This is a genomic window from Actinoalloteichus spitiensis RMV-1378 (assembly GCF_000239155.1).
GTDB lineage: Bacteria > Actinomycetota > Actinomycetes > Mycobacteriales > Pseudonocardiaceae > Actinoalloteichus_B > Actinoalloteichus_B spitiensis.
The window spans coordinates 1-9,848 of record NZ_AGVX02000219.1; the positions used below are offsets into that span (position 1 = coordinate 1).

Consider the following 9,848-nt stretch of genomic DNA (forward strand, 5'->3'; position numbering starts at 1 on the left):
GGGCCCACCCCGGCCCGCCGGTGGGGGCCGGGTCCCGCTCCACCACCCGCCGGCCCCCGGGCACCTCCCCGGCCGGCCGACCGCGCCGGGGAAGCGGCGGACCAGGAGGGATGTCCCCATCCGGACACGAGCTGATCGCTCGTTCGGCGGTTCCGGTGACCCCGGGTAGCGACGGCGACCCGACACGACTGCACCGTCCGCCGCGCGCGTCTGCGCCGAGGGGACGAGCCGGTTCGGCACACCACCCCACAAACGGGACCACCATTCGTTCGTCTCGAATCCGAACGATACGAAAACGCGGAACCGTTAACCCGACGAGACGCGCCCGCACTTCTGTCCTGCGCCGACGAAAGCCTCTACCGTGACGGCGAGGGACGGCCTGCGGAGGTTTGGTGAACCATTCGAGAACACCAGTGCTGACCGTGCGCGGAATGTCGAAGAGTTTCGTCGGAATCCGGGTGTTGACCGAGGTCGACCTCGATCTCGCCCGAGGTGAGGTGCACGCCGTCGTCGGGGAGAACGGCGCAGGGAAATCCACGCTCATGAAAGTCGTCGCGGGAGTGCACCAACCCGACTCGGGGCGGTTGGAGATCGACGGCGTACCCCACCGGTTTCCCGATCCCGCCTCGGCCCGCGACGCCGGAATCGGCATCATCCACCAGGAACTCACCCTGTTGCCCGACCGGAGCGTCGCCGAGAACGTCTTCCTCGGCCGCGAACCCGTCGGACGCGGCGTGCGACGGCTCCTCGTGGACCGCGCGGCGATGGTCGACCGCACCCGGGCCCTGCTCGCCGAGGTGGGAGCGGTGTCCTTCGACCCGGACACCCTGGTGCGACGGCTCTCCGTCGCCCAACAACAGGTCGTCGAGATCGTCAAGGCCCTCGCCGGGGACGCCCGGATCCTCGTCATGGACGAGCCGACCGCCCCGCTGGCCGAACACGAGGTGGGCCTGCTGTACGACCTGGTGCGGCGGCTCACCGCCAGGGGGATCGCCATCCTCTACATCTCGCACCGGATGCGGGAGATCTTCGACCTCGCCGACCGGGTGACCGTCCTCAAGGACGGTCGGGTCACCGGCACCCTGGCCACCCGCGACACCAACCGGGGGGAACTCGTCCGGCTCATGGTGGGCCGGGAACTCCGCGACTACTACCCGCCGCTGGCCGCCCCCGGCGACCTCGGTGAGGTGCGGCTCGCCGTCCGGGGCGCCGGCAACGACCGGCTGCGGGACATCACCGTCGAGGTGCGCGCCGGGGAGGTGGTGGGGGTGGCCGGTCTCCAAGGGTCGGGCCGCACCTCCTTCGCCAGGGCGCTGTTCGGGGCCGACCCCTTCACCACCGGGGAGATGCGGCTGGACGGGAGGCCGGTGCGGCCGACCTCCCCCCGCGCGGCCATCCGCGCCGGCATCGCCCTGGTCACCGAGGACCGCAAGGGGCAGGGACTGGTGTTGCGGCAGTCGGTGCGGGACAACGCGCTGCTGGTGTTGCGGGCGGCCTTCGCCGGCCGCCGCCGGGCCGGGGTGGGGCCGGTGGCGGTCACCGAACTGCTGACCAGGCTCGACGTCCGCGCCGGGGCCAGCGACCGGGAGGTGCGGTTCCTCTCCGGCGGGAACCAGCAGAAGGTGGTGCTGGCCAAGTGGTTGGCCGCCCGTCCCCGGCTGCTCGTGCTCGACGAACCCACCCGGGGAGTGGACGTCGGGGCCAAGGCCGCGATCCACGAGTTCGTGCGCGACCTGGCCCGGCAGGGCCTGGCGGTGGTGATGGTGTCCTCCGAACTGCCCGAACTGATCGGCATGAGCGACCGCGTCCTGGTGTTCCGGGACGGCACGATCAGCGGGGAGCTGCCCGCGCGGCCCAGCGAGGAACGGATCATGCGGTTGAGCACCGGCGCGGAGGTGGCGGCGTGACGGCCCCCTCGGTGGCACCGGCCGGGCGGCCCCGGCTCCGGCTCGGCGGGCCGGTGGGGGTGGTCTACCTCGCCCTCGTCGGCGTCTACCTGGTGGGCTGGCTGGCGGTCGCCGCGCGGGGCGGCGACTTCGTCACGGTGGGCAACACCGTCACCATCCTCCAGAACTCGGTGGCCCTCGGGCTGGTCGCGGTCGGGCAGACCTACGTGATCCTGGCCGGGTCGCTGGACCTGTCGGTGGCCTACCTGGTCAGCCTGACCAGCCTCGTCACCGCGCAGACCATGCAGACCGCCGGTGTCGTCCCCGGCGTGCTGGCCGCGTTGGCCGTGGCCGCCGTCGTCGGCCTGGGCAACGGGCTCGTGGTCACACGGCTCGGGGTGAACGCGTTCATCGCCACCCTGGGAATGGCGCTGATCCTGCGGGGCTACCTGGAGCACAACTACACCGGACCGGCCGGGGCGGTGCCCACCTCGTTCCAACACCTGGGCTACGACCGGGTCGGCCCGGTGCCGGTGTCGGTGTTCCTGCTGGCGGCCACCGTGGCGGTCACCTGGTTCGTGTTGCGGCGCACCCGGCTGGGGCACCACATCTACGCCGTCGGCGGTGACGAGGAGGTGGCCCGCCTCTCCGGGGTGCCCACGACCCGCACCCGGGTGACCGCCCACGTGCTGTGCGCCCTGTGCGCGGGCTTGGCCGGGGTGTTCCTGGCCAGCCGGTTGGGCGCGGGCGCGCCGTGGGCGGGCACGGAGGCGCAGTACGACCTGGTGTCCATCGCCGCCGTCGTGCTGGGCGGCACCCTGCTGGCGGGCGGCCGGGGCGGAGTCGCCGGCACGGTCGGCGGGGTGCTGATCCTGGCCACCCTGGACAACGTGTTCGACCAGCTCGCGGTCGATCCCTTCTTCAAGAACGTCGTCCGGGGCGTCGTCATCGTCGTCGCGGTCGCTCTCTACGCGCGGCGCGGCGTCGATGCCCGACGCCGCCGGATGCGGGGTGGGTCATGACGGGGACGGGGCGGGTGAGCGACGCGGCGCACCGCCGGCGGATACCGGCACCGCTGGCCGGGCTGCGGGCGGTGGCGCCGGTGCTGGTGCTGCTCGTGGCGCTGCTGGTCGCGTTGGCGGTCGTCGACCCCGGGTTCTTCGACCCCGAGCGGCTGCTGGCGTTCCTCCGGCGGTCCGCGCCGCTGGTGATCCTGGCCGCCGGGCAGTACCTGGTGATCGTCTCGGGTGGTTTCGACCTGTCGGTGGGGGCGGTGGTCACCACCGGGGTGGTCGTGGCGGCCGAGTTGTTCAACCTCGCCCCCGGCCTGCCGTGGCTGGTGGTCGTGGCCGTGCTGCTCCTCGGGGGCCTGCTGGTGGGCGTGGTCAACGGCATCGTGTCCACCGTGTTCGCCGTGCCCTCCTTCATCGCGACCCTCGGCATGATGCTGGTCCTGCAGGGGGCGGTGTTCTTCTGGACCCAGGGCGCGCCCCGCGGGTACCTGCCGGAGGACTACCGGATGCTGGGGCGCTCGGCGGTCCCCGGCGCCGAGTGGCTGCCGTGGGCGGTGGTGGTGTTGGCCGTGGTGGGCCTGGCCGCCGTGCTGTTCATGCGGTCGGACACCGGCCGGACCCTGGTCGCCACCGGCGACAACGACGTCGCCGCCGGGCTGGCCGGGGTGCGGGTCGCCCGGTTGCGCACCCTGGCGTTCGCGTTGTCCGGAGTGGCCGCCGCGGTGGCCGCGATCCTCGTCGGCGGCTTCACCGGGGTGTCCGCCCAGGCCGGTTCGGGCTACGAGTTCCAGGCGATCACCGCCGTCGTCCTGGGCGGTGTCGCCCTCGGCGGCGGCCGGGGCTCGGTGGTCGCGGCGATGGCCGGTGCCTTCTCCCTCCAGGCCCTGTTCACCCTGCTGACCCTGCTGGGGGTGTCCGGCGCGTGGGAGTCGGCCGTGCAGGGCGTCATCGTCATCACCGCCGTCGCGGTCGGAGGGATCTCCTGGTCGCGGCGGTCCAGGAGGACCCATCAACCCGTCAGGGAGCCGGTATGAGAACGAGGACGAGGACGAGGACGGTCGGGGTGGCGGTGGCGGCGGTGGCGCTGCTGGTCGCCGGCTGCGCGAGTGACCTCCCCGACGCCGGGGCGGGCCCCTCCGCCGGGGACGGGACGGAGGCGGACGCCACCGACTCCGAGTTCTTCGACCAGGCGGAGTACGACCGGCAGCTGGCACTGCGGGACGCCGTCCCGGACGGGCCGGCGGACCGCCCGTGGGAGCAGGCGTTGGACCCGGAGTACGTGCCCACCGAGGAGTACCGGCAGGACGGCCCCTACCACCTGTGCTTCTCCAACGCCGGTCTGTTCAACCCGTGGCGGTCCGTGGGGTGGCGGACGATGCGGGCGGAGGTGGACCTGCACCCGGAGATCGCCGAGTTCACCGTGCTCGACGCCCAGGGCCAGGACGACAAGCAGATCTCCGACATCCAGTCGTTGACCGGTCAGGACTGCGACCTGCTCATCGTCTCGCCCAACACGACGGCGACGTTGACCCCGGCGGTGGCCGCCGCCTGCGAACGGCTCCCGGTCATCGTGTTCGACCGTGGCGTGGACACCGACTGCCCGGTCACCTTCATCAGCCCCATCGGCGGGTACGCCTACGGCGCGGCCGGCGCCGAGTTCCTGGCCGAGACGGTGGAACCGGGCGGTCAGGTGTTGGCGCTGCGGATCTCCCCCGGCGTGGACGTGCTGGAACACCGGTGGGCGGCGGCCGAGCGGGTGTTCGAGGACAGCGACCTGGAGGTCGTCGGTGTCCAGTTCACCGAGGACGACCCGGCGACGGTGAAGAACACCGTCTCGGACTACATCCAGCGGTTCGGCGGGTTGGACGGCGTGTGGATGGACGCGGGCGCGACGGCGGTGGCGGCGGTGGAGGCGTTCGAGGACGCCGGGGTGCCGGTCCCCCCGATCACCGGTGAGGACCAGCAGGACTTCCTCCAGGCCTGGGACGAACGGGGGCTGACGGCGGTCGCCCCCGGCTACCCCACCTTCCAGTGGCGGACGCCGGTGCTGGCGGCGTTGCGGGTGCTCGGCGGCCAGGAGGTCCCCGAACGGTGGGTGCTGCCGCAGCCGGTGATCACCCAGGACACCCTCGACGACTACCTCCAGCCGGACATGCCCCCGCAGCACTACGCGCTGTGCGGCTGCGAGGACCTGCCAGACTTCCCCGCCGCCTGGGGCGGGTGAGCAGCCGCGCCGCGCGGGTGGGGTGGCCCGGCGTGGTGGAGGACCGGTTCGAGACGGAGGGACGGGCATGTTCGCACTGGGCGCCAACACCTGGATCTGGGGTTCCCCCCTTGACGACGGGATGGTGGCCGCGCTGCTGCCCCGGCTGGCGGCGTGGGGGTTCGACGCGGTGGAACTCCCGGTGGAACAGCCGGGTGACTTCGACCCGGGGCGGGCCGCCGAGGTGCTCGCCGAGCGCGGCCTGGGGTGCGCGGCGGTGATCGCGGTGATGTCGGAGGGCCGTGACCTGGTTACCGCCGGCGCCGACGTCGAGGCGACCCGGGGGTACCTGCGGCACTGCGTGGACGTGGCCGTCCGGCTGGGTTCGGGCGTGGTGGGCGGACCGACCTACGCCCCGGTGGGGGTGGCCTGGCGGATGGACCCGGACGAACGCGCCGAGGTCTACGCGCGGCTGCGGACCGGCCTGCGGCCGGTGGTCGACTACGCGGCGGAACGGGGCGTGGTGCTCGCAGTGGAACCGCTCAACCGGTACGAGACGAGCGTGGTCAACACCGTCGAGCAGGCGCTGACCGCCCTGCGCGGCCTGCCCGAGGAGGCGGTCGGTCTGATGGTGGACACCTACCACCTCAACATCGAGGAGCGGAGCCTGCCCGGCGCGGTCCACGCGGCCGGCCGGCGGATCGCGCACGTGCAGGTGTGCGCCAACGACCGGGGAACGCCGGGCGCGGACCACCTGGACTGGGCCGGGTTCCTCGGCGCGTTGCGGGACGTGGGCTACCGGGGCGCGCTGTGCGTGGAGTCGTTCACCGCGCACACCGCGTCGATCGCCCGGGCCGCCTCGGTGTGGCGGCCGCTGGCCGAGTCGCAGGACGCCCTGGCCGTGGAGGGCCTGGCGTTCCTGCGGGGCGCCCTGACCCGGTTGGGCACCGGAACCCGGGCCGGCGGTGGCTGACCCGGGGTCGCCGCCCCGCGAGGTGCGCTCGCCGCCGGGCACCCGATACCGGGTGGGCACGAGGAGAACGAAGGGGGAACCATTCGTCGGCAGGAGAATTCGATTACGCCCCAATCGTCGTCGCGTAATCGCGCGCACCGCGGTCCCTGATTCGGTGGAACGGTGGAGGTGTTCCCGGTCGGCGGTTCCCGTACCGGCCGGGGCTGCGGCGTGCCCGCCGTGTTTTCGCTGGTAGGAATGTCGGAAAATGAGGGTGGAAAACGGGGGAAAAGTGAATTCGTCATGGACATCACGATGTGGGATTCCTATGCTCGGGTTACCACCGCATGTCACGGTTGAGCCGTTGGCTGACCATTCGCCGCGGTTCGCTCGGCACCAGCGAAGGACGTCGTCCCCCCGTCGCGGCCATGTCGTCTCGCGACGGCGGTTCGTGCCGCCTCCCGCCGGGGCCGGGAACCGGGAATGACCGCCCTGCCGGCGGCCGGCGGTGGACCATCCCGGGAGCAGAGGAGGAGATCGGTGCGCCGCCGTTTCAGCGTCACCCTCGTGCTGGCCGCACTCGTGCCAGCGTTGTTCCTGGTCGCCCCGCCCAGACAGGCGGAAGCGGCCCCCCAGTTCACCGCCCTGCTGTTCACCAAGGCCGTCGGGTGGGTCCACGACTCCATTCCCGCCGGCATCGACATGGTGCACCGGCAGGCCGAGGAGCACGACTTCGACGTCGTGCACACCGAGGACTCCGCCATCTTCAACGACGAGGACCTCGCCCGGTTCGACGTCATCATCATGCTGCAGAACTCCGGGATGGTGTGGGAGACCGACGAGGAACGCGCCGCAGTGCAGGACTACCTGCGGGGCGGTGGGGGCATCGTCGCCATCCACAACACCCTGGACATGGGCATCGAGGACGAGTTCCCCTGGTGGGACGAGGTGATCAACGGCGGCCCGTCCATGCCCAGCCACTCACCGGGAACCCTGGACGGCACGGCCCGGGTGTTGGACCGCGTCCACCCCTCGACCCGGCACCTCCCGGACCGCTGGCACCGTCCCGAGGAGTGGTACAACTTCGATTTCAGCGCCCGGGGCAACGTGCACGTCCTCGTCGACGCCGACGAACGGACCTTCAACCCCGGCGGCGACGCGATGGGGCCCGACCACCCCATCTCCTGGTGCCACACCCCGGAGGGCGGTCGGGTGTGGGCGACCGCCTTGGGCCACGAGATCGCCTCCTACACCGACGACCCCGAGTTCTACCAGCACGTCGTCGGCGGCACGCTGTGGGCCGCCGGGGTCGAGGCCGGTGACTGCGGTGGGACGGTGTGGGAGTACTTCGAGAAGACCCCGCTGGACACCAACATCAACGACCCCATGCAGCTGGGCGTGGCCGAGGACGGCCGGGTGTTCTTCGCCGAACGCGGCGGCGCCGTGAAGGTCTTCGACCCCACCACCAACGCGACGACCACCGCGCACCGGCTCGACGTCTACACCGGCGGCGAGGACGGCCTGGTCGGCCTGGCCCTCGACCCCGACTTCGCCGACAACGGCTGGATCTACCTGTACTACTCGCCGGCCGACAGCGAGGAGGACGTCAACCTGCTGTCCCGCTTCACGGTGTCCGGCAACGCCCTCGAACCCGCCACCGAGGAGGTGCTGTTGGAGGTGCCCGCCTACCGCAGCCGCACCTACCCGGAACCCGGGCACACCGGTGGCGCGTTGGCCTTCGGACCGGACGGCACGCTCTACCTGGGTGTCGGTGACGACGTCGCCCCCAACCTGTCCCCGCACTGGCAGGGCTACGCCCCGATCGACTGGCGCGAGGGCCAGGAGATGCTGGACGCGGCCCGCACCTCCGGCAACACCAACGATCTGCGGGGCAAGATCCTGCGCATCCAACCCCTGGACGAGGGCGGCTACGCCATCCCCGAGGGCAACCTGTTCCCCCCGGGCACGGCGGACACCCTGCCCGAGATCTACGCGATGGGCTTCCGCAACCCGTTCCGGTTCAGCGTGGACCAGAAGACCGGCTACCTGCACGTCTCCGACTACGGGCCCGACCGGGGTGGCCCCACCACCGACCGGGGCCCCGAAGGACTGGTCGAGTACAACCTGCTGAAGGAACCGGGCAACTACGGCTGGCCGTTCTGCCACGGCGACAACCAGCCCTACGCCCCCTACGACCCCGACACCGGTGAGGTCGGCGAGAAGTTCGACTGCGACAACCTGGTCAACGAGTCGCCGAACAACACCGGTCTGGTCGAGCTGCCCCCCGCCCAGCCCCCGCTGGTCTGGTACGGCTACGACGAGTCGCCGCACTTCCCCGAGCTGGGCTCCGGCGGCAGCGGCCCGATGAGCGGCCCGGTGTACCGGTACGACCCGGACAACCCGTCGGAGACGAAGTTCCCCGAGTACTACGACGGAGCACACTTCCTCTACGAGTGGACCCGCGACTACGTCAAGGAGATCCGGCTCGACGAGGACCACGAACTGCTCAAGATCAACGACTTCCTCGACGACGTGGAGTTCCGCAAGCCGATGGACATGGGCTTCGGCCCCGACGGTGCCCTGTACCTGCTGGAGTGGGGCAGCCAGTTCGGCGGGGGCAACTCCGACGCCGGGCTGTACCGCATCGAGTACAACCAGGGACAGCCCAAACCGGTCGCCGTGGCCAGCGCGTCCCGCACCGACGGCGGACTGCCGCTGGACGTGGCGTTCTCCAGCGAGGGCAGCTACGACCGGGGCGGCGGTGACCTCGAGTTCGCCTGGGACCTCACCGGGGACGGGGTGATCGACTCCACCGAACCCCACCCCGAGCACCGCTACTCCCGGCGGGGCGTGTACCGGGCGCAGCTGGTGGTGACCAACCCCGACGGGGCCAGTGCGTACGCCAACCTGGAGATCACCGTCGGCAACACCACCCCCGAGGTGTCGGTGGACTGGCCCCCCAAGGGCGGGTTCATCGAGTTCGGTGACGACGTGTCCTACGAGGTCTCGGTCACCGACGCCGAGGACCGGCACATCGACTGCGACCGGGTGCTGGTGAACCCGGCGCTGGGCCACGACGACCACGAGCACCCCACCGAGGACCTGCCCGGCTGCGCCAACACCGTGAACACGGCGGACCTCGGCGGCCACCCGGAGGGCGCCAACCTGTACTACGTGCTCAACGCCCGCTACACCGACAACGGCTGGTTCGACCAGGCACCGCCGTTGACCGGCTACGACAAGGTGATCCTCCAGCCCAAGCACAAGCAGGCGGAGTACTTCACCGACTCCAGCGGGGTGCGGGTGGTCCGCGACGAGAGCGCCGAGTCGGGGGCGCGGGTCGGTGACATCAGCGACGGCGACTGGATCGCCTTCGACCCGGTGAACCTGGTCGGCATCGACGCGGTGAGCTACCGGGTGTCCTCGGTCGCCTCGGGCGGGTCGATCGAACTGCGGTTGGACTCCCCCGACGGTGAACTGGTGGCCACCACCGGGGTCCCCAACACCGGCGGCTGGTCCCACTACGAGTCGACCGAGGTCACCGCCCTGCCGGAACTCGACACCACGCACACCGCCTACCTGGTGTTCCGCACCGGGACGAACAACAGCTTCGACCTGGACTCCCTGCTGTTCGAGGGAGCCGGAGTGGGGGTGCCGCCGACGAGGTGAGCCCCGGAAGGGCGCGGCGCACCCGGTGGCCGGCCAGTGGCCGGCGGATCGGGGTGCCGTCCCTCCCCGGGACCGGTGGGAACACGCGGTGGCGGGTGGGCGCGGTGCCCACCCGCCACCACCGC

At 71.7% G+C, this 9,848-nt stretch carries 6 protein-coding genes; all 6 read left to right on the top strand.

Features of this window, described 5'->3' with window-relative positions; all coding sequences use genetic code 11:
* The first annotated feature begins 431 nt into the window (after window positions 1-431).
* The 6 genes from ACTIDRAF_RS0211155 (at window position 432) to ACTIDRAF_RS28345 (ending at window position 9,723) form a co-directional block, all read left to right on the top strand.
* Entirely contained in the window at window positions 432-1,907 is a 1,476-nt protein-coding gene (locus tag ACTIDRAF_RS0211155) for a sugar ABC transporter ATP-binding protein (protein ID WP_211215318.1), read from the top strand.
* Window positions 1,904-2,908, top strand: coding sequence for an ABC transporter permease (locus ACTIDRAF_RS0211160; RefSeq protein WP_016698825.1), 1,005 nt, complete (start codon window positions 1,904-1,906; stop codon window positions 2,906-2,908). Before ACTIDRAF_RS0211155 ends, ACTIDRAF_RS0211160 begins: the two co-directional genes overlap by 4 nt.
* Window positions 2,905-3,933 (top strand): ABC transporter permease, encoded by a 1,029-nt coding sequence (locus tag ACTIDRAF_RS0211165; protein ID WP_039786842.1) that lies wholly within the window; start codon window positions 2,905-2,907, stop codon window positions 3,931-3,933. Before ACTIDRAF_RS0211160 ends, ACTIDRAF_RS0211165 begins: the two co-directional genes overlap by 4 nt.
* Window positions 3,930-5,123 carry a substrate-binding domain-containing protein gene (locus tag ACTIDRAF_RS0211170; protein WP_026065991.1) on the top strand — a complete coding sequence of 398 codons (1,194 nt, stop codon included), beginning with the start codon at window positions 3,930-3,932 and terminating at the stop codon, window positions 5,121-5,123. Before ACTIDRAF_RS0211165 ends, ACTIDRAF_RS0211170 begins: the two co-directional genes overlap by 4 nt.
* A 67-nt stretch (window positions 5,124-5,190) precedes the next feature.
* Complete coding sequence (locus ACTIDRAF_RS0211175; protein WP_016698828.1) at window positions 5,191-6,075, top strand: sugar phosphate isomerase/epimerase family protein; 885 nt, start codon at window positions 5,191-5,193, stop codon at window positions 6,073-6,075.
* 519 nt (window positions 6,076-6,594) lie between these two features.
* Window positions 6,595-9,723, top strand: a complete 3,129-nt coding sequence (locus ACTIDRAF_RS28345) for a ThuA domain-containing protein (RefSeq protein ID WP_016698829.1) — start codon at window positions 6,595-6,597, stop codon at window positions 9,721-9,723.
* The last annotated feature ends 125 nt before the right edge of the window (window positions 9,724-9,848 follow it).

Coding starts and splice junctions, on each gene's coding strand:
- ACTIDRAF_RS0211170 (WP_026065991.1), top strand. CDS start 3,930: ATGAGAACGAGGACGAGGACGAGGACGGTCGGGGTGGCGGTGGCGGCG.
- ACTIDRAF_RS0211165 (WP_039786842.1), top strand. CDS start 2,905: ATGACGGGGACGGGGCGGGTGAGCGACGCGGCGCACCGCCGGCGGATA.
- ACTIDRAF_RS0211175 (WP_016698828.1), top strand. CDS start 5,191: ATGTTCGCACTGGGCGCCAACACCTGGATCTGGGGTTCCCCCCTTGAC.
- ACTIDRAF_RS0211155 (WP_211215318.1), top strand. CDS start 432: ATGTCGAAGAGTTTCGTCGGAATCCGGGTGTTGACCGAGGTCGACCTC.